Raw genomic sequence first — 24931 nt, 5'->3', positions numbered from 1 at the left:
TACCGATTCCATGACATCCGCCGGAGACTTTAGACCCACATGTTGCGGGTCACTCACGCATTGCCGCATAATGCTGCGGTTTTAGCACGAGTTCATTTATATCAGCGAGCGTGTGAGCCTCACTGAAAGAAGTTAAAAGACTAATTTAATCATCATTTGCATACAATTAGTGTAGCATTTGAGCAAACGAATGACAAAATATTGAAAAGGATGAAAATTATTTGGACAATCCTTTTATGCATTGCACTTATTAGTTTATTATTATTTTCCCCCGAAGTCACACATGAAGGTGCAGACATCGGTGTTTCTCTTTTTATGGAAGCGTTATTTCCGTATTTACTGCCGTATTTAGTATTGACAAATTGGCTTTTAAAATTAACGCATTCCTATAAAAATGCACCGTTTGCCGTTTTTTTGCAAACATATGGCATTAGTGCAATTGGCGGGTTTCCAACGGGTGCTGCAACAATCGCGCAACTCGTGAAACGCAATTCGATCACAAAACAGCAAGCCGCCTATTTGCTGGGGATTTGTCATTGTCCAAGCCCACTTTTTTTATTCGGATTTATCGGTCGCGACCTATTGCAATCTTCCACGTTCAGCTGGCAATATTTAATCCTTTTACATAGCTTTTCATTTATTTTATTAATTGCTGTATATTTTTTTGTTCCTTCACTTTCTCATGAAGTCCATAAAGCGCCAAAAGATCCTACACCTTTTACGAGCAGCATTCGGGAAAGCGCTCCTACTATACTGATTGTCGCGACAACGATTATCTTTTTCACGACGATCTATCACGTGTTTTTACATAGTGTCGAAGTCGTATTCCCTTCAATCCCCGCTTATTTGGAACTCGGTATTGCAAGCTTTCTCGAAATGACAAACGGTTTATTTTTGCTTCATCAACATGCGTATGGCGACATGCTGCTGTTTTTTACGGTGCTGTTATTGACAACTCAAAGTTTAAGTATTCACTTACAAGTCATTGTCATCGCCCGCACTGCGCATATCGCAATTCGTCCGTATATTATGATTCGAATTATATACAGTATTGCTATTCCGTTGCTGTTTGCCTTATTGTTTTTATAAAATATAGACTTGGCGAAGCAAACAGCTCCGTTTACCGGATAGGATGATTATTAAACTGTGTTGTGCTTGGAAATCGGTAAATCGTTTATAGTTATTCCCAACCCGAAAATTTATGATTCCCGAAAAAAAAGCTTTTGTGCAAAGTATTTCCCCTGCACAAAAGCTTTACTATTATTGGCTGAATTTTTCTTTTAACGCTTGCTCTACAACTGTCGGCACGAGCTCGCCAACTTTTCCGCCGTACTTGGCAACTTCTTTCACGATGCTTGAACTTAAAAATGAATATTGGTTTTTCGACATAATGAAGAAGGTTTCGATATTTTCATCAAGCACTCGGTTCATCGAAGTAATTTGCATTTCATATTCAAAATCTGAAACGGCGCGTAAACCGCGTACAATCGCTTTCGCCTTTTTTTCGCGGGCATAATCAATAAGTAAACCCGACGATGTCTCTATGCGGATATTCGGCAAATCTTTCGTCACTTCTGTAATTAATGCTGTACGTTCTTCAATCGAAAACAATGGCTTTTTTGCCGAATTATTAAGCACTGCGACATACACCGTATCAAAAACATCTGCGGCACGGCGAATGATATCAATATGGCCATTCGTAATCGGATCAAAACTCCCAGGCACTACTGCGATTTTTTCTGTCACTCCATTTCTCCCTCTTCCTCTACATGACGATAAATTGAAATGATTGTACTGCCATATTCTTCTTGTCTAGCAAGGTGGAATATGCCGTAGTTTTCGGGCAACGTCACTTCCGTGGAATGTTCACACATAATAATGGCATCTTGCGCCAAATTTCCGCCTTCAACAAGTGCTTCAACTAAATCGTAATATTCTTTTTTATGATATGGTGGGTCCACGAATAAATAGTCAATAACAATGTCTCTTTTTAATAATGCCTTTACCGCACGCATCGCATCTGTTCGGAATAATTCCGATACGTCTTCATAACGGCATTTTTTAATATTTTCCTGCAGCACTTGATAGGCGCGGGCATCTTTCTCGATAAATAAAGCATGCGCTGCCCCTCGACTTAACGCTTCAATACCAAGTCCTCCACTGCCGGCAAATAAATCCACTGCCGTACCACCATCAAAAAATGGTCCAATCATATTAAAAATGGATTCCTTTACCTTATCTGTAGTTGGGCGTGTCGTATTTCCCGCAATCGCTTTTAAAGGCATACCTTTTCTGTCCCCTGCAACAACGCGCATGTTTTCACCAAACTTTCCAAATCAATTTCGCCTCGGCGTAAATACGCCCGGATTCATCTATTTCAGCGGATGTTCAAGCACTCGCCGAAAAGAAGTCAAATCGTCAATTATTCTCCAGGTGCAGTAATTGTAATGCGATTTTCCGATTTCTTTATTTCCACTAAAAATAAACGCTGCAGCCACGACTCTTCAATAAAGTATTGTCCCGCAACTTGTTTTACAGGGAGGGAAACCGTATTATAGCGCCGTTGGTTGAATACATAAAACCCTGGCTCATTCGGGAAGCGGAATGCACGGGTCTCACTTGTTACATAATACCCGTTTTCGCCTACACTTACATCATATCCTAAAGTTTTTAGTAAAGAATCTGCCGCGTATAATACTTCGCCATCTTTTAAAACTACTTGAATAGCAGGCTGTTTATCCAAATTGACATACAATTCACGAGGATCATTGTATAAAAACGGATATGAGTTCTCTGTTTGAACATTCATTGTAATGTATTTTGTCGAAGCGCCCAACACTTCAGACAATTGCTCATCCAGTACTTGAGCATTCAAGCTTTGGCCCTCTAAAGCACGTAAACGCTCCGTCCATTCAGCTAATTGCGCATCTGTCATCTGAGCAATAATCGTTGCGGAAACATCTTTCGTTTTCTCGCTGCCGAACACAGTGCCCGTTAAGTGCGATGCGACCAATTCCTTCAACCAATGCGGGCTCTCGCCAAAGTCATATGATGTTTCAAGCTGGGAAATTATAACTTTTTGTTGTACTTTCGCAACGGTCACATTCGGTAAAAAGAGCATGCGAAAACCTTCCGCACCATCTACATTTGTTCCATTAATAATGGCTAAATGCTCCTCGCTTAAAAAATTAACTTTTTCCAATTTGTCATAAAACGCCGGCTTTAATGGTGTTCTTGAGTAGATCGATAAAACACCTATGTCATTTTGCAGCTTAAATTCGCCATCTTGCCAGAAAAGATCCTTCACGGGGCCTTCGCCACTAAACATTGAATAATTGACCAATGACAGATTTTGTTCACCGATTAGCGGTAAACCTGTTACCCACTGTCCGTCAACATCCCTCTCTGTGGAAATATGTACTGTTGAGAATTGAACATTCCCATCCTTTAATGTAGCAAATACATTTTTCATTAGCTTGCGTGATTGTAAGCCATTTTTTAAAGGTATAACATAGGAAATCGATTGTGCTCGCGTCTCCCCCTCTTTAAACTTGGCAGAGTCCTCGCTTAAGCGTGCACAGCTGTGTTCATTTTCTATGAAACAATTAGGGTTGATCGAGCTTTTCGGCCATTCGATTGTCAGCTCTTCTTTCGGCAGATTTTTGAAATGCTGCCGTATATCCAAACTTTCTCCACGGTAAACAATTTCAATTTCCTGCGAATAACTATAGCCCTTTTCAATGGAGCCTACTTCATCCGAATAAACTTGGAACTGCATAAAAAGTACAGTTCCGATCAGTATTGCTAAAAACGAAAAAATACTTACGGCAATTTTCATGTGCCTGTCCTCCTGCATCATGATACTATTATATAGAAAGGATGTGCTAAAAAAATGATTCAACAATTTATCGAACTCGGTCAAGGATATGGAGATATTTACGAGCTTTGCGAACTAATCAAAACAAATGAGCACCGGTTCCATAACGCGTTCATTTTCACTGCCAATCATGATGGTGTCTCGGTTGCTTCACTTGCTGTCGCATTTAAGCCATCAGGTGAAAGCAAATTCATGCCGATTTACATTTGCCGCGAAGGGATCCCATATGACGAGGAAAAACTGTCGAAGCGAATCGAAATATTTAAACACGCTATCCTACATGCCGGACAGCGTGAAAACATTCTCGAAATTAAACACTCATCTATTTTTTCGGAAAAAAATCAATTTTATCAATACCTAATTGGTATTTTGCGATTAAATCATTACATACCACCAATGCAGTGATGTAGAGATTATAAACCTACTTTATAGTCATATTCTTTTGCTTTATCCGGTTTTGCATTTTCAAACTCATTTTTTACAAATGGGCGGTATGATTCCACAACGTCTTTCACAAATGGAAGGCGTTGTATTTTATTTTTAATCATCTCGATTTCATCACGATTGCAATAAATCACAACATATTTCAATCTTCTTGAGATAAAATTTACATGACCGTATTTTCTTAATGATTTCGCATGTTTTAGCTGATGAACGTATATGATTAAAGCTTGTCTTTCATTCATGGAAAATCCCTCATTTCTTATATCAATTTTTGTGAATTTTCGCGATTTCTATACTATCTTATCCTTTAAAAGCATACCAAATGTGTAAATTGATAGCAACAGAGTTTAGACAGTTGCACTTGTTTTCCGTTATAATGGAAAATAGTAGAGTGGCATTGGCACTCCATACTATTATAAGCTTTTAACACTAATTTATTGCACATAACTTTCAATGAACAATGTACGGTTAGAGGAGGACGAATTTAATGGGTAAGAAAACAAAAGTTGCTTTAGCAATCGCTGCGGCAAGCGCTGCGGCATGGGCAGGAACAAAAGCGATTTCGAAGCCGCAAAAACGCGAATCAAAAGAAGCATTACAGTTTGAACGTCCAATTATTATCGCACAACATGGAGGGGCGGGCTTAGCACCTGAACATTCCTTGCTTGCTTTTGAACAAGCGAAGGAAATTGGAGTGGATGGTTTTACAGTAAGTGTCCGCCTTTCAAAAGACGAGGAAATCATCGCTTTTCACGACGCAACCGTAGACCGCACAACTAATGGCTCAGGTTTTATTAAAGACTTTACATTCGAACAATTAAAAGATTTGAATATCGGCTACAATTTTGAAGACTTGGACGGTGCTTTCCCTTACCGTGAACAGCATGTATGCGCTGTAACTTTACGCGAATTATTTGAAGCTTATCCTGACAAGCTGTTTATCGTAAACATTCAAGATAGTCCGGATACGTATGAAGGAAGTTTAATGCCTTCCAAACTATGGCGCTTAATCGAAGAATTGGATATACAATATCAAATTATCGTCTCAAGCCCTTATAGCGAACAAATCGACCGCTTCAATTTATATGCTCAAAACCGCATCGCATTAGGAGCTGGCGAAGGGGATGTAAAAAAAGCGATGACCTCCTTTTACAAGCCAGTTCGGCCACCTGTATCATCCGAAAGTGGACTTATTTGTCGTTCCTTTAAAGCAGGGGGTTTTCAATTTTGATTCTCCGCGCTTCGTAAAGTTTTTGGCCGAGTTGAATGTTCCGACTATTTATAGTGGCATTGACGATTTAGTGACGATGAATCGTGTCATCCGCCAAGGCGCAATGGGTATCGTAACAAATCGTCCGGACATTGCGGAAGTGCTCATCAAAAAAAATTCACAGTAATACAGGTTTTATGAGAATAAAACAATCAGGCGCATTTCTTGAAGAAATGCGCCTGTATTCATTCAAGGGCTATATTATTGCGCAGTCGATAAGGAGATGCCGCATCTCCCAAAAAGGTCGCGAGGATTTGAGGCGAAGTGACGACACGCTGAAAAACACTGATGTCCCCTATTTGAGATGAAGCATGCCCCCTTTTATCGGCGGGAAATAAGATTAAGTGGTTCATCGGATAAATAGACGGAGATATTTCCCCTATTCAAAAAATAGAATATAAAATAACCTGAATAGACGGAGAATTTCCGCCTATCGACATAAAAAACAGGAAAAAGGAGAGTTTTTGCTCTGTTAACCGGAGTTTCTCCCCTTATTTACCCCCGAAATGAACTCCATGCTGCATTTAGCCGGAATTTCTCCGCTTACTTACTTACTTACTTACTTACTTACTTACTTACTTACTTACTTACTTACTTACTTACTTACTTACTTACCCTAAATTAAAACAGAAATTTGTGGTCCGCCTTAATTAGGGAAAGGTAACTTAGAGGAAAAAATCAGAACCTTCCGTTGATTTCTTTGATTTTTAAACATTTATTTTTCCAGCGCCCTCGAACAGCAAGCAAGAGGGAGCGTTGTTCGTGTAGAGCTATGCCCATCGAAAGCTCCCCCGCAACGGAAATCAATTTTAACGTAAGCAAAAAAATATTGTTTTTCTCTATGAGAAAAACAATATTTTTTATCGCAGCGTCATTTTTCGCCTTATGCCGAGCACGAACAGCCGCCCCCTGTGCCACACCCAGTGCCACAGGAAGAGCTGCTTGCAAAAAATGGATTGCTTACAGGTATTTTCACAGCTTCTGAAACGGAACGTCCGATAATCATACTAATCTCATCAAGCAGATCCTGATAATCGTTTTCCGCCAATTTCAGTGCCGCAATCTGTTCATTCATATCGATCAGACGCTTCTCTGTTCGGATTTTTTTCATAATTGTATTGTAATCAGGATGGTATTTGCCAAAGCGTTGAACATCCTCATATTGATCTTTTAACCGTTGAAAGGCCTTGATTTGTGCGCTTAATTCCGCATCCTCATATACTGCCTTGTTCGCAAGGCGCAAATTTTCCGCTTGTTTAGAGGAAAGGATCATCGCACTTAATTCATCGACCTCATCTAAAATAAAAACCCAATCTGAAGTCATGAGCATTGTATATTCCTCCAATCTCACTTTATCATAACAGAAACGGAAGGAAAATCAATGTTTGTTGAATCACCGTTGTTCAAGCTGTCTCACCATTTGCTGAACAAATGCCTTGTCGGAAAAATACTTTTGTTTCTGCCCGATTTGCTGAGTTTTTTCATGCCCCTTTCCTAATAGAACAATTGTATCCCCTGTTTGTGCATAGTTAAGGGCATGCTCAATCGCCTCTTTCCGGTTTAAACATTCGATATAAAGCTGTTTTGAAGAAAAGCCTTCACGAATTTGCTTATTAATGAGCTGAGGGCTTTCATCGCGGGCATTATCTGTCGTTAAAATGATGTAATCTGCATAAATGGAAGCAATCATCCCCATTTTAGGGCGTTTTGCGCGGTCACGGTTCCCCCCGCAGCTAAACACGACAATCAGTCTGCGCTGTGTATGTTTTTTCAATGTTTGCAAAATCATTTTCATCGCATCAGGTGTATGGGCATAATCGACGATAATCGATAAACCTAATTTGTTTTCAACACGCTCGTAACGTCCTTCAGGCAGCATTAAATTTTCTGCCGCTTTACAAATATCCTCCAATGGAAAATTAAGCTGCATCACACAGCTTATCGCCGCAAGCACATTGCTGCATTGATAGTCACCTGCCAAAGGTATGTTCACGATATGCTTTTCATCTTTATGCTGAATACAGCAAGTCGTTGATGACGGTCCCTCGACTAGGATTTGCATAAAAAAGTCGACATGGCTGCCTTTACCGAAAAAGATCCGCTTGCCTTTCGTGGCCAAACCGATCGAGCGGCAAATACTGTCATCGCTATTTATAATATTTTTTTTCGCCAATGTCACTAAAATTTGTTTAGATAATTTATACCTCTCAAAGCTCCCGTGGTCTTCAATATGGTCTTCTGTAACATTCAAAAAAATGCCGATATCAATATCGCAATAATCGAGGCGGTGCTTTTCCAGACCGATCGAGGATGCCTCTAAAATAACGTAAGGAATTTTAAGGCGCAATGCTTCCTTAAATAAGAAGTGCATATTTTTCGCTTGCAATGTCGTTAAAGCTTCCATTTCCCGGAAGCATTTTTCCCCATCTATAAAAACACCGTTCGTACCGATTACCATTGATTTTTCATTGAGCTGTTTCAAAATTTGCCCTATAAAATGCGTGACAGTCGTTTTCCCATTCGTACCTGTAACCGCGATGACCGTTAATGCTTCTGCCGGGAAATTATAAAGTTTAGCACTCGCATATGCGATAAAGCTTAAACAATTCGGCACCCAAATAATCGGAACAGGCAGATCAGAATCATTAAAATATGTTTCATCATCTACAACAACGGCGGCTGCTCCTTTTTCCAAAGCGATATCGATAAAGGAAAGACCGTTCGATTTATTTCCCTTTCTTGCGATAAAAATATCCCCAGGCAAAATAAGGTTTGCATCATCTTCCACCCGGTTTATTTCCACCCTGATGGAGCCCTTCATAGTGCACGGCCAATCTTTTAGCAATTCTCCAATTTGCACGGTTTCACTCCTTACCATACTTTATGAAGACAATAAAAAAACGCTACACATGATGTAGCGTTTAAATTCGCTTATTTTTGCTGGACATAAAGCTGTGTATAGTAATTTACATAGGCTCCCGAACCAATATGGGTAAATTTCTCATCGGCAAGCAATGAACGATGCTCTTTTGAATTCATCCATCCGTGTATTACTTCAATCGCATCTTTATAATTCGCTGCCACATTTATCCCATACTGATTATAGGTTTGCTGCATTTCGTTTAATTGCTGTTCTACTGTATACTCCTCTTCAGCCGTTTGGGATTCCATCGTCTGCATAAACATTTGCTCGCTATTCTCAATTGCCACTGATGCAAGGATGTCTGATTGCAATAATGCCGGGATAGCATTTTTCATACGAAACGAATTAGCCAAATCCGTCAATTGCCTTCTGTTTGCTAAATTAATCTCGATCTGCGCATAGCTGGAAGGTGTGCTTACTTCCAAAAGTTCACCAATAAACTGCATTTCATACGGCTTATGCAATACGAGTGTTTCCCCATCTATAAAACGCACACCATGCAGCTGCCCTGTGATGCTATCCATGTATAGCTGTGCATACAGATTTTCATACTTCACTAAAATTCGATTATGTAAGTCCTGTTCATTCATCGCAAAAATATAAATATTATCTTCCATTTCGACTGTTACTTCCTGTTCAAAAAGCGTCATCCGATATATATCATCCAATGTTTGCCCAATTACATATGGAGCTGTATTGTAATTCATATCATTCGTATAAATTTGATTGACAAGATGGTCCGTTATGCTTACCATTAACAAACTATTATTCGTATTGTAAATCCACCATTCATAGCCAAATTCCGACTGATCGATTCGATAAGGCTCTCCAAAGGCTGTCAAAATATCCTGCGATGATTTTCCTATAAACGTAGAAATGCCCGATGCAGGCCGTGGAAGCTGCTGGTCACTATTTTGCGGGGATTCTGCCTCCAATGCGGGTTTTGTTATCGATGGTGGCCCCTCCAATAATTCTGTTTGAGAAGAATCGCCATTTGTGTAATAGACAACAATCCCAATACAAGTCGCAACAATTAAAATTCGAAATAAAACCTTCATAAGAATCCCCTATCCTATTATTTTACTTAGTATAATTATACCAATTTTGGACACGATGACACAATGTTGTCATTGCATCGATTACCATTTTGTTCTATTATTAAAATTGACCGTATACTTATGTACGATGGGCAAAAGGAGGATAACGAAATGTATTTTGAAAACACACAACTCGAAAATGTTAAAGTTGATCAAGAAGTTTTAACGACAGTAATGGGCAAATTCGGTTTAGAGTGCCACGGTGCATGGGATTATGACCGTATGGCATTTGACCGTTGCTATGATGTACGTGAAGGTCGTTTTTATTTACGTGTTTTTTGCAACGCAGTATCAGGTGATGTAGGCGCACATAATGCAACTTTAAACATTAACAAGCCTGCAATCGGGAAATACTATTATCCGCACGGTGTTGAATACACGGATGAGGTATTTCCGGGACATCTTGTAAAAGAATGCGAAAAAGTATTGGCAGATGTTCGCAAAGAGCTTACTGCATACGGCATTTAAACCTTTTAAAAAGCTGGAACCTACCAGCTTTTTTTATTTTCCATGAAAAAACTTCCTATACAATGTTGTAAAGGAAGTTTAATGGACTAAAAGCCTAATATCGCTTTAAAGACAGATGTTGTTTCTCCGCCTTCGTAAATTATATACAATAATAAATATACGAGCACACCTGTAATGGCTACGAAAAACCAGATAATACTTGTAATCGGCCCAATACGGCGATGCAGCTTTAAGTTATTTTTAAAACCAGAAAGCAAACTCGTAATGCCGAATACCGCTCCGACTGTTGCCAAAATAATATGGAAAACTAAAAAGAATGTGTAATATCCTTTTAACTCATCCGGACCGCCAAACGCAGTATTTCCAATAAATACGGTACGTGATGCATAAATGATGAAGAAGATTAATGCTGATACACCGGCTGCTGTCATTACTTTTCTATGTGCATCTATTTTTCTTTGTGCAATTAATACCCAACCAATGGCTACAAGCACTGCACTAATGACAATAAACGCTGTGCTTATTGTGGGTAAAACAGGTACATTCATTTTCAAATCCCCAATCTCAAATAATATGTCGATAAGAACTATATCACATGCTAGTAATTACATGCGTAAACAGTTTATCATTTTATTGATAGCGTGTTCTATTTTGAAACTCTTTTAAAGCATTTTCCGTAATTTCTGTTTGGTTTTTACGTTCCGAGTTCCACCATTTGCGGAAAATTTTAAATAAAATAACGCCGAAAATAATTTCTTGAATAATTTTCATCAATACGCCGCCTACTTGCTGGTCGCTCACTAAATCCATATTCGAAAATAGCTCAGGTCCGGACAATGTAAGCCCCGACAGTGTCGATGCAGGCACACATAATTCCATCGCTTTCAGCCACATATCACTATCGCTATATGTCCCGTACATCGGGCTTGAAGCAAAGATGATGAGGGCACAAGCAGGTGTAATTAAAACCGCATTTGAAGCAATATACGCTAATTTATTCATATTTTTCATTTCATGCTGACCTTCGACATTATTCAGCAATGGCCAGTACATAAAAATGGCAGAAGTAAATAAAATCGACGTATATGCCAAGTGATAGGCTTCATTTAGTTTAATTGTGTCGAATACAGATGGTAAATGATAAACCGAAAACAGCCCTATAAATAAGACGATGGAAACTAATGGCTGTGTAAAAACTTTAAAAATCGTGCGCACTACAGGGGCTTCGACTACTACTTTCCAAACCCACCACGGAATTCCCTTAATAAAAAGAATCGGAACTAACAATAATAAAAATGCCATTTGCGTCATATGCATCGTAAACATAATATGACCGAGCAAATCAATTGGAGATCCTTTAATAATATAAAAAGAAATGATTCCTAAAAGGAAATAAGCTGCTTCGCTTTTCTTTAATGTTTCGCTCTCTTTAAACTTTTCCTGCCATGTAACCGTTATTAAAAAATAGAAAACTGTTATGAGTATTAAACCCCCGATTAAATAAGGGCTCCATAATGCTTGAAAACCAAATATACTTATCGGCATATGACCATGCTCCTTTAAACATCAGTAATTTCATTATAGATGGCAAATTCTCCAACTTCAATGAAAGAACTATGACAATTGCTTGAAATCAAACATGTATTTTTCATATAGGTTATATATAATTTTTTGAATACACAAAAACGCCCTCAGCAATTGCCAAGGACGTTTTATTATGCGATTAGCCCCACCAAATGATCGTTGTGAACGCTACGAAGAACGTAAACGCGATGAAGGCTGCACTCCAGATGAAGAATTCAATTACGCCAACCATATGTGTTGAGCGATCTTCCAAGTGCATGAAAGCATAAAGTTGCAATACTACTTGTACTCCAGCCATTAATAAAATGATTGGAACAATAAAGTTTGGAGCAAAATCTGCTAGTACGGCAGCAAACGCGATAAATGTTAAGAAAATCATGATCGCAAAGTTTACTACTTGTTTACGCATATGAGCTTTTGAATGTGCTTTATCATATTCGTATTGAGCTTGAGTACGTACTTCTACATGAGTTTCGTGTCCCATATTATCCTAACACTCCCATCAAATAGACTACTGTGAAGATGAATACCCATACAACGTCGATGAAGTGCCAGTAAAGTGAAGCAGCAAAGAACTTCGGCGCGTTGTATAAGTTTAAGCCACGGCTGCTGTTACGGATGATTAATCCCGTAATCCAAATTAAACCAATAACTACGTGGACACCATGCATCCCTACGAGCGTAAAGAACGCTGAAGAGAATGCCGATTGTGTATAACCGAATCCAATATGCACATAATGCTGGAATTCATAAATTTCCAAGCATAGGAAGCCTAAACCTAAAAGAACTGTAATCCCCATCCAAGTACGGACACCAGAGAAGTTTAAATTTTTCATATGGTACATTGCGTACACAGAAGTTAATGATGATGTTAAAAGCAGCATCGTCATGATAAATGCTAACGGTAATTCATATAGATCCTTCGCCGCGAATTCCATACCTGCTGGACCGCTATCTTTCAGTGCGATATATGTAGCAAATACACTCGCGAATAATACTGTATCTGATGCCAGGAAAATCCAAAGTCCAACTAACTTGTTTTTCCCTTCCGCTGTAGCTTGTTCAGGGTGTTTCGGCCAAGTTTGTGGAGTAAATTTTTGATTAATATCCATTACTTGTTACCCCCTTTTTTACCTGTTGCACGGTAGTGAGCCAAATCTGTCTCGATTTTTTCGATTTCAGCAACCGTTACATGGAATCCTAAATCGTCTTTGAATGAACGAGTAATCATACATGCAATTGTTAAGCCTAAACCTCCGATAATCAACGCTAGGGAAATAGCTGGCGTCGTGCCTGTAGCTGTTCCTGCTTGAACTTGGTCTCCCCATGGGCTGTATAGAGCACCGAATGCTGCGATCATTGTACCGATTGACATAATGAACGGCAGAATTGAATTGTTCGGCATATGGATTTCACCTAGTGGCTCAGCATATACCATGCCTTCTTTGTTGCCTTCCTCTTTTTCGATCCAATATGGATCATAGCCGCGAATAAGCGGTGTTTGTTTAAAGTTATAGAATGGCAGCGGTGTTTCAATCGCCCACTCAAGTGAACGACCATCGCCCCAGTAATCACGACGGTTAACCGGCTCTGATTTAATTGATAATAATGCATCAACTACTAATAATACTACCCCGATTCCCATCATAATAGCACCGATTGATGAGATGAAGTTGAATAAATCCCAGCCTTGGCCGCCCATGTACGTGAACACACGACGTGGCATACCCATTAATCCTAAGAAGTGCTGGATAAAGAACGTTAAGTGGAAACCAATGAAGAACATCCAGAAAGTAAGCACTCCAAGTTTCGGATTTAACGCACGGTTAAACATAATCGGCCAGTAGAAGTGCGCTGAACCGAATAGCCCTGTTACGATACCGCCTACGATTACGTAATGGAAGTGGGCAACGATGAAATAAGAATCGTGTAATTGGTAGTCAAGCGGCGCAGTTGCCTGCATAACCCCTGTAACCCCACCCGCAACGAATGACGGGATGAAACCAAGTGCATAAAGCATCGGTACTGTAACTTTAATCGAACCGCCCCAAATTGTAAGGATCCAGTTGAATACTTTCATTCCTGTAGGAACAGCGATCGCCATTGTAGCAACAGCGAAAATTGCGTTCGCAGTAGCACCTAAACCAACTGTGAACATGTGGTGGGCCCATACCATGAACCCTAAGAAACCGATCAAGATTGTGGCGAATACCATCGAAGAGTATCCGAACAGACGTTTACGGGCGAACACTGGAATAATCTCAGAGAATAAACCGAACGCCGGCAATACTAAAATATATACTTCAGGGTGACCGAAAATCCAGAATAAGTGCTCCCAAATAATTGTGTTACCACCCATTGTATGATCGAAGAAGTTTGCTCCGAACATACGGTCAACCAACATTAAGAATAAACCACCAGTAAGTGGAGGGAATGCAAATAAAATCAATGAACTTGATACTAATGTAGTCCATGTAAATAATGGCATACGCATAAACGTCATACCAGGTGCACGCATCGTAATGATTGTAACGATGAAGTTAATACCTGAGATTAACGTACCCGCACCGGAAATTTGGAGACCAAGAATATAGAAGTCGATACCATGGCCCGGTGAATATAAAGATAGTGATGCATAAGAAGTCCATCCTGCATCAGGCGCGCCACCTAGGAAGAATGACAGGTGAAGGAATACCGCACCGATAAAGAATAACCAAAACCCTAATGAGTTCAGGAATGGGAATGCAACGTCACGCGCACCAATTTGCAGTGGAACGATTGCGTTCATAAAGGCAAATATAATTGGTGTTGCAGCTAAGAATAGCATCGTTGTACCGTGCATCGTTAATAATTCGTTAAATAGGCCTGCAGAAATGAATGTACTTTCCGGGAACATTAATTGAATACGCATAAGTAACGCTTCAAATCCTGCAATTGCGAAGAACAGTGTACCGGCAGCTAAATACATAATCGCGATCTTTTTATGATCGACTGTTGTTAAATAGTCCCATACATGTGCCCCAAAGCCCTTTTTCTGTGTAACAGAGCTCACAACTTTAACCTCCTTCAAAGTTTCTCTCTCGTTTAAATTATTTCTCAATAGTTAATGTCATTAAGTATTCAGCAATTGCTTTTGCTTCTTCTTCAGTAACATCATATTTCCCAGTCATTGTGTTACCTGGTTTGTATGGTTCAGGATCCATAATCCAATTTGTTGTTTCTTCAACATTGTGCTCCATGAAACCTGCTAAGCGGTTACGGTCACCAAATGTTGTCAAGTTTGGACCCATGCCATTGCCGGCTACCGCTGATACAGCGTGACATCCTAAGCAAGAGTTGGCAAATGTCGCTTCACCTAAATCAGATGACTCTTTGTCCGCTGTTTGACCTTCTGTAGCTTGCATTGCTGCAACCCACGCTTTAAATGCTTCTGGCTCAAGCGCTTTAACTTTGAAGTCCATTAATGCGTGAGAAGGTCCACATAACTCGGCACATTTACCGTAGAATACGCCCTCGCCATCATTTAAGCCTGCTGACTCTTTATCGAACTGTAAATAGAATTTGTTGATGCCATCAACGTTTGTATCCATCTTACCGCCAACTGCTGGAATCCAGAATGAGTGCTTTACATCAGATGCGATTAAGTTAAAATACACTTTTTCTCCAGTCGGTACTACTAATTCTTGAGCTGTAATAATTCCTTGGTTTGGATATTCAAACTCCCACCAATATAATTTTGCCGTTACATTGACTGTAAGTGCAGTTTTATTACCGCTTTCATCTACTTCATCCATTGCGGCAACATCCGCAAATTTATAAGTAGAGTTTAATGTTGGTACAGCCAGGATCAATAATAGAATAATCGGAATAACTGTCCAAATCACTTCTAATGTGTGGCTACCTTCCACTTGCTTTGGCATATGGTTTTCGCCAACTTTTGTACGGCGGAACTTAAAGAACGCAGCTAAATAAATGGCAGATACTACGATTACTACTAATGCCATAATTGTAATAGCCAATATTAAAATATTTAATTGCTCTTTACCTACCGGACCTGATGGGCGAAGTGTCGAAATATAATCTTCACCACATGCTGAAAGGAATACTGTCATTACTGTTAACAGCGAAAATAATCGCCATTTTTTAAGCCCTTTCATCATAGCTTAATAAACCCCTCTTTCTTCGTTGTATTTTCATGTGTAACCAGGACTACGGTTATGTCTATGTGAATTCTTATACTAGATTCATATATTTTGTCCGGAAAATACAAAATATAGTTAAATCTAATGCAGTAAATTACTGCTAAAGAAAGAATCCCAATGTTGCAAGCCACTCCTTGTCGATCCCCTCTCACGCCCATACATTGAAAAGTAATTTATTATCGGCTCTGCATTAAGCTACTTTACGTAATGCGGTTGAATAATAGATTGCAAAAATTCCAATTTATTTGCGCAAAGCTTTAATTAAGACAATATGGCTAATCGAACTATAAGTCCCCACATGCTGGCAGCGAATGATGCCATCGATTACAAAATTTCGCCTACGTATGAGGAAGGATTCTGCAATTATCGACACATTTTTACATATAGTCCCATTCACTTAACGTATATATTTCAAACATCCTGAAATGGATACGAACGATAATGACTATGTAAACCGGATTCTTTTTTCAAGTCTTCACTGAGTTTGAATTACCAATTTCAATCTTTATAAGTGCAAGAAAACTTAAAGAATCTTTTTGCTGAATGATGTATTGTTCGATACATCATGGCAAATGCGTCAAAAAATTACTTCTCCTTTCAAATTTGTAAGCATATTCCGCTACCATAACTATATCTAAATTTGTATCGGATTTCTAGACGTTTCGTGAAATTTCAAATATCAACATTTCAAACAGGACGAAGCGTACAGAAATCTAAAACAACAACTATATAGTAATGCATTTTCTGCCAATATTTGTGAAGGATAGGAGACGAATTTATGAACAATTTGTGAAAAAATGGGTGCGTTTACAATCGAAACCTTGATAGAAGTTGTTTTTTCAGCATTTTTTCGCTATCATCTAAGACGAGAGACGCTCTTAGCAGCGATGTGAATATTAAAGTAGGTGGACTCACTTTATGCATCAGAAATATTACAAATTTTTAAAATGGTTTGCTGTACTATCGACACTTGGTATGCTGCTCATCCTTCAAGGCGGGGCACTTGTTACAAAGACTGATAGCGGGCTCGGCTGCGGAAGAAACTGGCCGGACTGCAACGGTTCGTTAATTCCGAAAGAAATAACAACGGAAGTTTTAATCGAATTTTCCCATCGTCTTGTTACAGGTTCCGTATCAATTTTTATTCTTATTCTCGTCGTTTGGACATGGCGCTCGCTCGGGCATATCCGTGAAGTGAAGTTTTTAGGCTTTTTAGCAATGTTTTTCCTTGTTCTTCAGGCATTGATCGGTGCCGCGCAAGTTCTGTGGGGACAAGGCGACTTTATTTTGGCATTGCATTTCGGAATTTCATTAATATCCTTTGCAGCCGTTCTCCTGCTGACACTAATTGTATTTGAAGTCGACAAGAAATTTGATGCCGATCGAATCTATATGAGTAGAAGATTAAAAATACATACTATATGCGTTACATTATACTCATATGTAGTTGTCTACTCGGGTGCGCTGGTCCGCCATACGGATGCGAGTCTCGTATGCCCGGATTGGCCATTGTGCCGCAATGATCAGCCGCTCGCCCAGCCTTACAATATGTATGAGTGGGTACAGATGGGTCACCGTTTTGCGGTATTATTATTCGTTATTTGGATTGCGTATATCGCTATACACGTCATTAGAAATTACAAAAATCAGCGCGTTATCTACTGGGGCTGGATTATTGCCTTTTCGCTTGTCATATTGCAAGTAATTGCCGGAATGCTAGTTGTGCTGTTAAAGCTGCAATTGCTCGTATCATTAATGCACTCATTATTAATTACCCTGTTATTCGGTTTATTATGTTATTTAATAATGCTAGTTTCTCGATCAAAATAAAAAGAGGGTTACCAGAATATAATCTGGTCCCTCTTTTTATTTATTCTAATTCGATGAGCAAATCGCCTGTCGAAATAGCATCTCCTGCTGACGCATATATTTCTTTTACGATACCGTCTTTTGGCGCTTGCACCGTTGTTTCCATTTTCATCGCCTCAGTAATCAATAAGTGATCGCCGCGTTTGACTGTGCTGCCCTTATTCACCACTACTTTCAAAACAGTGCCGGGCATTGTAGCACCAATTTGGTTCGGGTTGGATGGATCCGCTTTTAATGCGATGCTGCCATCTACTTCCACCGTTAAATCTTGGATGACAAGCTCGCGGGATTGGCCGTTCATTTCAAAATAAAGAACACGCGTACCGTCATGCTGCGGCTCGCCGATTGACACAAGCTTAATGATAAGCGTTTTTCCTTTTTCAATTTCCACTTCGATTTCTTCGCCAAGTTTTAATCCGTAAAGGAATGTTGCCGTATCCAATACTGAAATATCGCCAAATGACTCTACTGCCTGCATATACTGCTCAAACACTTTCGGATAAAGTGCATAGGCCAATACATCTTGTTTAGATGGAGTTCGCCCGAATTTTTCGCTTAATTCTGCCGATAGCTTAGCAAAATTTACTGGTGGCAAGAGCTCTCCAGGTCGCACTGTAATTGGTGTTCGCTCTTTTAAAACAACTTGCTGGATTGCTTCAGGGAATCCCCCATGCGGCTGTCCTAAATATCCTTGGAAAAATTCAATTACGGATTCCGGGAAATCAATCACTTGTCCACGCTCAACAATATTATCTTCTGTTAAATCATTTTGCACCATAAACAGAGCCATATCCCCTACCACTTTTGAGGAAGGCGTCACTTTCACAATATCGCCGAACATTAAGTTTACGCGGGAATACATTGCCTTTACTTCATCCCAGCGGTCACCTAAACCAACTGCCTTTGCTTGCTGCTGCAGGTTGCTGTACTGACCGCCAGGCATTTCGTGCACATAAATTTCAGAATGTGGCGCATTCATGCCGCTTTCAAAATCAACGTAGTATTTACGAACATCTTCCCAATAGTAAGATAACTTTTCCAAGCTTTCGATATCCGCCCGTACATGTCGGTCCGAGCCTTTCATCGCATAGTATAATGAATTTGCACTCGGCTGTGACGTTAAGCCAGCCATTGAGCCTAATGCCGTATCAATAATATCCACGCCCGCTTCAATTGCTTTCGCATACAGATAAATTCCATTCCCACTCGTATCATGTGTATGTAAATGGATTGGCAGGCTTGTTGCATCCTTAAGCTCCGATATTAGGCGATATGCAGCTTGCGGCTTAAGAAGACCCGCCATATCTTTAATCGCCAGAATATGGGCTCCTGTCGCTTCTAACTCACGTGCCATGTCTTTGTAATATTGAACGGTATATTTCGCCCGTGCATCATCCAAAATATCGCCCGTATAACAAATTGCGGCTTCTGCTACTTTTCCACTATTGCGCACTTCATCAATCGCCACTTCCATCCCTTTAATCCAGTTCAGTGAATCAAAGATACGGAAAACGTCAACACCGGAAGCTGCAGACTCTTGAATAAATTCGCGGATTAAATTATCCGGATAATTTGTGTAGCCTACCGCATTCGCTCCACGCAATAACATTTGGAATAAGACGTTCGGAACTTTTTTGCGCAATTTCTCAAGTCGTTTCCAAGGATCTTCGCTCAAGAAGCGATATGCGACGTCGAACGTTGCCCCGCCCCACATTTCCAGCGAGAAATAATTATGCATTAAACGCGATGTCTCTTCTGCAATTTCAAGCATATCCTGGGAACGTACGCGTGTTGCAAGCAGTGACTGATGCGCATCGCGGAATGTTGTATCCGTTAATAGGACATCTTGTTGTTCTTTAATCCATTTCACAAGACCATCTGCCCCGTGCGCATCCAAAATTTGTTTTGTGCCGGATGGAGAAGGAATTAAAATGTCCGCTTTCGGCTTTTCCGGCTGGACGAAAATCGGTTTCGCACGCTTTTCAACACCCGGGAAACCATTTAATGTTACATTTCCGATATAATTCAATAACTTTGTTCCACGGTCTTTACGCTCAGGGAATTCAAATAGCTCTGGTGTCGTATCAATAAAACTCGTATCAAATTCACCTGTTAAAAATTTATCATGCAATACGACATTGCCTAAGAACGGGATGTTTGTTTTTACACCACGAATACGGAATTCGCGCAAGTTGCGGTCCATCTTCGCCGCAGCTTCTTCAAAAGTCATTCCCCATGTTGAAATTTTCACTAGCAATGAATCATAATAAGGTGTCACGACGGCGCCCTGGAAACCATTCCCTGCATCCAAACGTACTCCAAAGCCACCGCTTGAACGGTATACCATAAGCTTTCCTGTATCTGGCATAAAATCATTTGCCGGGTCCTCTGTCGTCACACGGGACTGGATTGCATAGCCAAATAGCGGAATTTTGTCTTGCGCCGGGATTCCTACTTCTTTTGAATGAATATTCAGCCCTTGCGCTACTTTAATTTGCGCATGGACAATATCGATACCGGTAATCATCTCCGTAATCGTATGCTCAACTTGAATACGCGGGTTTACTTCGATGAAATAAAAATTTTCGCCCGACACTAAAAATTCAACCGTACCCGCATTAATATAGCCTACATTTTTCATTAGTTTAACTGCAGCATCACAAATTTGATTGCGTAATTGTTCTGAAATCGAATTGGAAGGCGCAATTTCCACAACCTTTTGATGACGTCGCTGAATCGAACAGTCGCGTTCATATAGATGCACGATATTGCCATGTGTATCCCCGATAATTTGTACTTCAATATGTTTCGGCTTAATAATCGCCTTTTCAACATACACTTCATCTGAGCCAAATGCCGCCTTTGCTTCCGATTTCGCTCGCTCATAAGAAGATTGCAGCTCTTCTTTGGAATTCACTAAACGCATCCCGCGCCCGCCGCCGCCAAGGGCCGCTTTAATCATGACAGGGAAACCGTGGTCTTCGCTAAACTGCTCGACTTCCTGTAAATTCGCCACCGGGCCGTCTGTACCTGGAATGACTGGAATTTCAGCGGAAATCGCTTGTTCCCGAGCTTTTACTTTATCGCCAAACATATCAAGATGTGCGGAAGTCGGACCGATGAATTGAATGCCTTCTTCTTCGCAACGTCGAGCAAATAATACATTTTCCGATAAAAAGCCATAACCTGGGTGAATCGCATCGACATTCGCTTCTTTGGCGATTTTTATAATGCCTTCAATATCCAAATAAGCATCAATAGGTTTTTTCCCTGCCCCTACAATATAAGCTTCGTCTGCTTTATAACGGTGGTAAGACCCGCTATCTTCACGTGAATAAATTGCTACAGTATTAATATGCAATTCATTGCATGCACGTAAAATACGTATCGCAATTTCGCCTCGGTTCGCAACTAAAATCTTCTTAATTGACTTCATTTCTCCTCAACCCCCAATTACTTTCTCTTTTCTAATTTGTGATGTGTGGAGACATTTATAAGTATCCCCATTGCTACTGAAAGCAATAATATTGAAGTACCGCCATAACTTATGAAAGGAAGCGTTACTCCGGTTAACGGGATAAGTCCCGATAATCCACCTAAATTAATAAAAGTTTGTAATCCAATCCATGTAGAAATGCCCGCCGCCAACATTCTTGCAAGCGGGTCCTTTGTAGACATTGCGATATAATAACCGCGTATCACGATAAAGCCTAATCCTATAATAACAATAGATACGCCTAAAAGCCCCAGCTCTTCAGCAATAATCGCCATAATAAAGTCGGTTTGCGGCTCCGGCACATATCCAAGCTTTTGAATCGATTGACCGAGCCCGCGTCCTTCCAAGCCGCCTGCACCTATTGCATAATAGCCATTCACGACATGATAGCCTGTATTGAGCGGATCACTAAACGGATCCAAAAACGATGTAATACGGCCTCTGCGACTCGCGTTAAAAATCGTGTCCCATTTGAATATTAAAATCCCTATAATCCCTACAACACCCAATGCGCTTAATAAGCCGAAAATTTTGCCAAGTGTTTTGCCCCTAAGTCCGCTCGTAATAACAACGACAAGTGCAATGGCTACAATGATAGCCAATGCGCCTAAATCTGTTTCAAAGCCGACAACAATAACGATAAACAGCCACATCCCCAGAGGGTAAGATACATCGTCAAACGTCAGCAGCTGCATTGAGCCGCGATTGACGCTTTTCCGGTAAAATGTGCCCGCGAAAAATACAATAATAAAGAGTTTCGCAAATTCCGACGGCTGGAAATTCATAAGGCCGAATATGCTGATCCAACTTTTCGCCCCATTGATATTTTGACCGCCAATTAAAAGCCAGAACTCCAGCACAAACATAACAGCAAGTAAAAAACTTAAAATAAATTTGCTCGACAATCTTTTATAAGGCGTAATGACAGCGACCGCAAACAAAATCAAGGCGATGACTATATTAGTAAACTGCCGGTTATAGTAATAATTCGAATCGTTATAATTAAAAATAGAAACCCAAATACTGGAACTGTAAATCATGACTAGTCCAAATAACATTAATAAAATGTATACGAACAGTAAACCATAGTCAAAATTGCGAAAATAACTTTTAAAATAATGCTTCATTTTTATAAACCTCATCTTTGAAAAAAAAACTCAAACCGCAATGAAGCGTTTGAGTTTTCTTTTATTTGTCTGTATACGCATCATGTAATAAAGAAAGTTCTTTCTCCAACGAATCGAGAATTTTCTTTCCTTGATCACGTTCAATTAGCCCCAGCCTTGCAGCAAATTCTATTTCACGCGATAAACCAAACATTTGTGTATCTAAAACTTCTTCATATAACGGACAAGATGGCATTGTCAAGTTATCCATTTGTACGCGAATTAACTGAGCAATTTTTTCTGCATCCGCAGTTAATAGCTCTAATGCTTTTTCCTGAAAGGAAGCTTGTGCTTTCGTATCCATGAGGACGCCCCCATCTATGATATTTCTTCGATTCTATCTTAATAAAGTGTATCTTTTTACATTCAAAAATGCAAGCGTCTTTGTATGTTTTACTTTCAATTCAATTATATTTCTTTCTACGGGGAATCGCGTTATAATTATGAAGGAAAATAGTTAAGGAGGGCTTACAAATGGTCGAAACAATCATTCCTGTAAAAGGCGCGGTTAAATTTCAATTGACATTAGATCCTACCGTATGGATTTTTGATGATCGCAAACTGGATCTGACTACATATTTTGTTTCAGAAAAAGTTGAAGTAGATAACGAAAAATACTTGCGTGATATGGGTGCGCATTGGTCACGCGAAATTATGGAAGGTGCGGTATTTCCGCCGACATTGAAAACAGAGCGCAAATTTGACCGTAAAGGCATGATGACTGGTACATTCGGGATGGAAATTAAGCCGTTTTTAAATAATGCTGAAATTCTTAATGGTGCTAACGAAGTCGTTTTCGAATGCACAACGCAAGAAGAATTCATTTTCCCATTGCAGCAAGCCGAAAATTTTATTTTTAAATTCAGCCAGGACGGGAAACCGCTTTTAGAAGATGGTCCAGTGCATGTATTATTTGCGGATGGCTCAAATTTAGAAAATCCAATAAAAAATGTGCGTGCGATTCGTATTCAGTAGGAGGATTTCGTCATGCGTGTAAAATGTGTCATTTGCGATACACTACATGAGTTACCAAACGATTTACCTTTAGCAAAAAAATTGCGCAATCGTCCCATTCATACATTTATGTGTTCAGCATGTTCAGAGCGTATTGCCGACAACACGCAAAAACGTATCGAAACAGGAAAGTTCCGCTTCTTTAGAACATCTTCAAAATTTGACGAAGAATTTTAAAATGCGACGAGCTCAAATTTAGGGCTCGCCGCATTTTTTAATTAAAATTCAAATGATTGTTCATGGAATTTAAAATCGATGAAGCTTTGTGCATCGATTTTGCTCAGTTGGAAGAAGTTAGATACTTCTGTTTTTACTCCTTCAAATACACGCTCCTCATCAACGACATATGCTTCAACTGAAACAGCGATTTCGCCAAATTCAGCTTTTAGCGCATCGGCAATTTGCTGTGCCTTTTCCTCTGATAAATCTTCATCGACTAATAGGTGCACCGTTGCCTTTTCTACTTCCAGTTCCTCAAATGTCGCTTCTTTTCGCAAGCCATCCTGGAATACATTTGACATTACTAAAACACGCTCTCCAACGATTGGCTGAATAAGCTCATTTACTTCTGCGTTTATATTTTCAGCAAAATATTCGCCTGAATATTCGCCGTCTTTCACATCAAAATCATAAACTGTTTTTGATGTCTCAGATTGTACTGTAATTTCAAAATCATCACCGAAGGCAGGTGCAGTCGATTTCGTCACGACAAATTGATCATTATAAATTTCGCTCAGTTCCGCAGCTGCATTATCTTCATTTTTTGCCGTTAATACGGCAGGCACGAAAATAATGCAACTAATGATAATAAGCGCTAAAGCCACACTAATAATTACTTGCTTTTTAGTAAAATTCATTTTCCTCTACTCCATTTGTATTATTATCCCCAATAAAGAATTATAACGTTTCCAGTAAAGCGTTTTCAATTAAACAGTCCTATTAAAAAAGGGGTATGTTAAAAGTCAAAAACTTCTAGCACACCCCTTCCTTATATTAAATGTCCGCTAAAAACTGTTTGGTCAGAAGCGGCCGAAGCATTTCCCGCTATTCATATAAAAGGGCTTGTCCCGAATTGATATCCCGGAAAGCCCTTTCTCGTTACTAATTCGCCTGTTTTGCTTCTTCTCGTTTTTCACGCCATAAACGTGATTTGTAAACGATTAAAATTAATGCGGCTACAATTAATCCTTCAATCATCGGCAAAAATAACGCCAAAAATGTTAATACGATACATCCTGCAAATAAGAAAGCGTAAATAACGATATTTCTGCCTAATGATAGTTTCTTTGCGAAGCCTAGTTTGTATACAATTGCCGACATAAGGAATACGAGAATAAACGTTGCATAGCCGGCTATATCAAAGTTCGGCAAATTTTCGTATAAATATCTTGTAATTCCTGACATACGATTCATCACGTACTCATTTTCACTTGTAGATACAGTTGCTAGTAATACCAAATTAAAATAGCTACTTAACACAGCCATCATATTCAACATCATTCAACCTTTCCTTATTGACGC

The 24931-nt window shown here is 39.7% G+C and carries 24 protein-coding genes and 1 pseudogene; 7 read left to right on the top strand and 18 right to left on the bottom strand.

From position 1 onward, the window contains the following. Positions 1-210: 210 nt before the first annotated feature. Positions 211-1089, top strand: a complete 879-nt coding sequence (locus ACTHOQ_RS05130) for a hypothetical protein (RefSeq protein WP_440494608.1) — start codon at positions 211-213, stop codon at positions 1087-1089. Between the two features lie 171 nt (positions 1090-1260). Here the strand turns inward: ACTHOQ_RS05130 and coaD are convergent, their stop codons facing one another. From coaD to ACTHOQ_RS05115, 3 genes are all read right to left on the bottom strand, one after another. Next, positions 1261-1746 carry a pantetheine-phosphate adenylyltransferase gene (gene coaD, locus ACTHOQ_RS05125; protein WP_440494607.1) on the bottom strand — a complete coding sequence of 162 codons (486 nt, stop codon included), beginning with the start codon at positions 1744-1746 and terminating at the stop codon, positions 1261-1263. Beyond that, entirely contained in the window at positions 1743-2315 is a 573-nt protein-coding gene (gene rsmD, locus ACTHOQ_RS05120) for a 16S rRNA (guanine(966)-N(2))-methyltransferase RsmD (RefSeq protein ID WP_440494606.1), read from the bottom strand. Before rsmD ends, coaD begins: the two co-directional genes overlap by 4 nt. A gap of 107 nt (positions 2316-2422) precedes the next feature. Next, positions 2423-3838, bottom strand: a complete 1416-nt coding sequence (locus ACTHOQ_RS05115; protein WP_440494604.1) for an RNA polymerase II — start codon at positions 3836-3838, stop codon at positions 2423-2425. Between the two features lie 54 nt (positions 3839-3892). Between ACTHOQ_RS05115 and ACTHOQ_RS05110 the strand changes: the two genes are divergently transcribed. Further along, positions 3893-4282 carry a DUF7147 family protein gene (locus ACTHOQ_RS05110; RefSeq protein ID WP_440494603.1) on the top strand — a complete coding sequence of 130 codons (390 nt, stop codon included), beginning with the start codon at positions 3893-3895 and terminating at the stop codon, positions 4280-4282. Between the two features lie 8 nt (positions 4283-4290). Here the strand turns inward: ACTHOQ_RS05110 and ACTHOQ_RS05105 are convergent, their stop codons facing one another. Then, positions 4291-4563 (bottom strand): YlbG family protein, encoded by a 273-nt coding sequence (locus tag ACTHOQ_RS05105; protein ID WP_440494602.1) that lies wholly within the window; start codon positions 4561-4563, stop codon positions 4291-4293. Between the two features lie 245 nt (positions 4564-4808). Between ACTHOQ_RS05105 and ACTHOQ_RS05100 the strand changes: the two are divergent. Next, positions 4809-5718 (top strand): annotated as a pseudogene (locus tag ACTHOQ_RS05100) (glycerophosphodiester phosphodiesterase family protein). A 756-nt stretch (positions 5719-6474) separates the two neighbouring features. On the opposite strand, the gene ACTHOQ_RS05095 reads toward ACTHOQ_RS05100, so the two are convergent. From ACTHOQ_RS05095 to ACTHOQ_RS05085, 3 genes are all read right to left on the bottom strand, one after another. After that, entirely contained in the window at positions 6475-6921 is a 447-nt protein-coding gene (locus ACTHOQ_RS05095) for a YlbF/YmcA family competence regulator (protein WP_440494601.1), read from the bottom strand. 63 nt (positions 6922-6984) lie between these two features. Next, positions 6985-8451, bottom strand: coding sequence for a UDP-N-acetylmuramoyl-L-alanyl-D-glutamate--2,6-diaminopimelate ligase (locus tag ACTHOQ_RS05090; RefSeq protein WP_440494600.1), 1467 nt, complete (start codon positions 8449-8451; stop codon positions 6985-6987). A gap of 71 nt (positions 8452-8522) precedes the next feature. Continuing rightward, the gene (locus ACTHOQ_RS05085; RefSeq protein ID WP_440494599.1) at positions 8523-9572 is read right to left on the bottom strand and encodes a CAP domain-containing protein; all 1050 of its coding nucleotides are present in this window, start codon (positions 9570-9572) and stop codon (positions 8523-8525) included. Positions 9573-9722: 150 nt separating this feature from the next. On the opposite strand from ACTHOQ_RS05085, the gene ACTHOQ_RS05080 reads away from it, so the two are divergent. Beyond that, positions 9723-10079, top strand: coding sequence for a YugN family protein (locus tag ACTHOQ_RS05080; RefSeq protein WP_440494598.1), 357 nt, complete (start codon positions 9723-9725; stop codon positions 10077-10079). Between the two features lie 86 nt (positions 10080-10165). Here ACTHOQ_RS05080 and ACTHOQ_RS05075 read toward each other — a convergent pair whose 3' ends face one another. The 6 genes from ACTHOQ_RS05075 to coxB form a co-directional block, all read right to left on the bottom strand. After that, positions 10166-10627, bottom strand: a complete 462-nt coding sequence (locus tag ACTHOQ_RS05075; RefSeq protein ID WP_440494596.1) for a DUF420 domain-containing protein — start codon at positions 10625-10627, stop codon at positions 10166-10168. A gap of 82 nt (positions 10628-10709) precedes the next feature. Continuing rightward, positions 10710-11624 (bottom strand): cytochrome c oxidase assembly factor CtaG, encoded by a 915-nt coding sequence (gene ctaG, locus ACTHOQ_RS05070; protein ID WP_440494595.1) that lies wholly within the window; start codon positions 11622-11624, stop codon positions 10710-10712. Positions 11625-11802: 178 nt separating this feature from the next. Then, positions 11803-12147, bottom strand: a complete 345-nt coding sequence (locus ACTHOQ_RS05065; RefSeq protein WP_440494594.1) for a cytochrome C oxidase subunit IV family protein — start codon at positions 12145-12147, stop codon at positions 11803-11805. 1 nt (position 12148) lies between these two features. Further along, a complete protein-coding gene (locus ACTHOQ_RS05060) occupies positions 12149-12775 on the bottom strand; it encodes a cytochrome (ubi)quinol oxidase subunit III (RefSeq protein WP_440494593.1) in 627 nt (208 codons plus the stop codon). After that, positions 12775-14715 (bottom strand): cytochrome c oxidase subunit I, encoded by a 1941-nt coding sequence (locus ACTHOQ_RS05055; protein WP_440494592.1) that lies wholly within the window; start codon positions 14713-14715, stop codon positions 12775-12777. Before ACTHOQ_RS05055 ends, ACTHOQ_RS05060 begins: the two co-directional genes overlap by 1 nt. 37 nt (positions 14716-14752) lie before the next feature. After that, a complete protein-coding gene (gene coxB, locus ACTHOQ_RS05050; RefSeq protein ID WP_440494591.1) occupies positions 14753-15823 on the bottom strand; it encodes a cytochrome c oxidase subunit II in 1071 nt (356 codons plus the stop codon). A gap of 960 nt (positions 15824-16783) precedes the next feature. Here coxB and ACTHOQ_RS05045 point away from each other — a divergent pair. Then, positions 16784-17695, top strand: coding sequence for a COX15/CtaA family protein (locus tag ACTHOQ_RS05045; protein WP_440494590.1), 912 nt, complete (start codon positions 16784-16786; stop codon positions 17693-17695). Positions 17696-17735: 40 nt separating this feature from the next. Here the strand turns inward: ACTHOQ_RS05045 and pyc are convergent, their stop codons facing one another. From pyc to ACTHOQ_RS05030, 3 genes are all read right to left on the bottom strand, one after another. Further along, positions 17736-21170 (bottom strand): pyruvate carboxylase, encoded by a 3435-nt coding sequence (gene pyc / locus ACTHOQ_RS05040; RefSeq protein ID WP_440494589.1) that lies wholly within the window; start codon positions 21168-21170, stop codon positions 17736-17738. Between the two features lie 17 nt (positions 21171-21187). After that, entirely contained in the window at positions 21188-22357 is a 1170-nt protein-coding gene (locus tag ACTHOQ_RS05035) for an FtsW/RodA/SpoVE family cell cycle protein (RefSeq protein ID WP_440494588.1), read from the bottom strand. A 61-nt stretch (positions 22358-22418) separates the two neighbouring features. Further along, positions 22419-22700, bottom strand: coding sequence for an Fpa/YlaN family protein (locus tag ACTHOQ_RS05030; RefSeq protein ID WP_440494587.1), 282 nt, complete (start codon positions 22698-22700; stop codon positions 22419-22421). Positions 22701-22870: 170 nt separating this feature from the next. Here ACTHOQ_RS05030 and ACTHOQ_RS05025 point away from each other — a divergent pair, with 170 nt between their 5' ends. Together ACTHOQ_RS05025 and ACTHOQ_RS05020 are read left to right on the top strand one after the other, a co-directional pair. Then, positions 22871-23371 (top strand): peptidyl-prolyl cis-trans isomerase, encoded by a 501-nt coding sequence (locus tag ACTHOQ_RS05025; RefSeq protein WP_440494585.1) that lies wholly within the window; start codon positions 22871-22873, stop codon positions 23369-23371. A gap of 12 nt (positions 23372-23383) precedes the next feature. Then, the gene (locus ACTHOQ_RS05020) at positions 23384-23587 is read left to right on the top strand and encodes a YlaI family protein (protein ID WP_440494584.1); all 204 of its coding nucleotides are present in this window, start codon (positions 23384-23386) and stop codon (positions 23585-23587) included. Between the two features lie 41 nt (positions 23588-23628). Here ACTHOQ_RS05020 and ACTHOQ_RS05015 read toward each other — a convergent pair whose 3' ends face one another. Beyond that, on the bottom strand, positions 23629-24267 hold the full coding sequence (locus tag ACTHOQ_RS05015) for a fucose permease (RefSeq protein ID WP_440494583.1): 639 nt from the start codon (positions 24265-24267) through the stop codon (positions 23629-23631). A gap of 244 nt (positions 24268-24511) precedes the next feature. After that, a complete protein-coding gene (locus tag ACTHOQ_RS05010; protein ID WP_440494582.1) occupies positions 24512-24910 on the bottom strand; it encodes a YlaH-like family protein in 399 nt (132 codons plus the stop codon). Between the last annotated feature and the right edge of the window lie 21 nt (positions 24911-24931).

It is taken from the genome of Solibacillus silvestris, from assembly GCF_051967575.1.
GTDB lineage: Bacteria > Bacillota > Bacilli > Bacillales_A > Planococcaceae > Solibacillus > Solibacillus silvestris_B.
The sequence above is the reverse complement of the archived record's forward strand: the minus strand, read 5'-3'. Positions and strand labels throughout refer to the sequence as shown.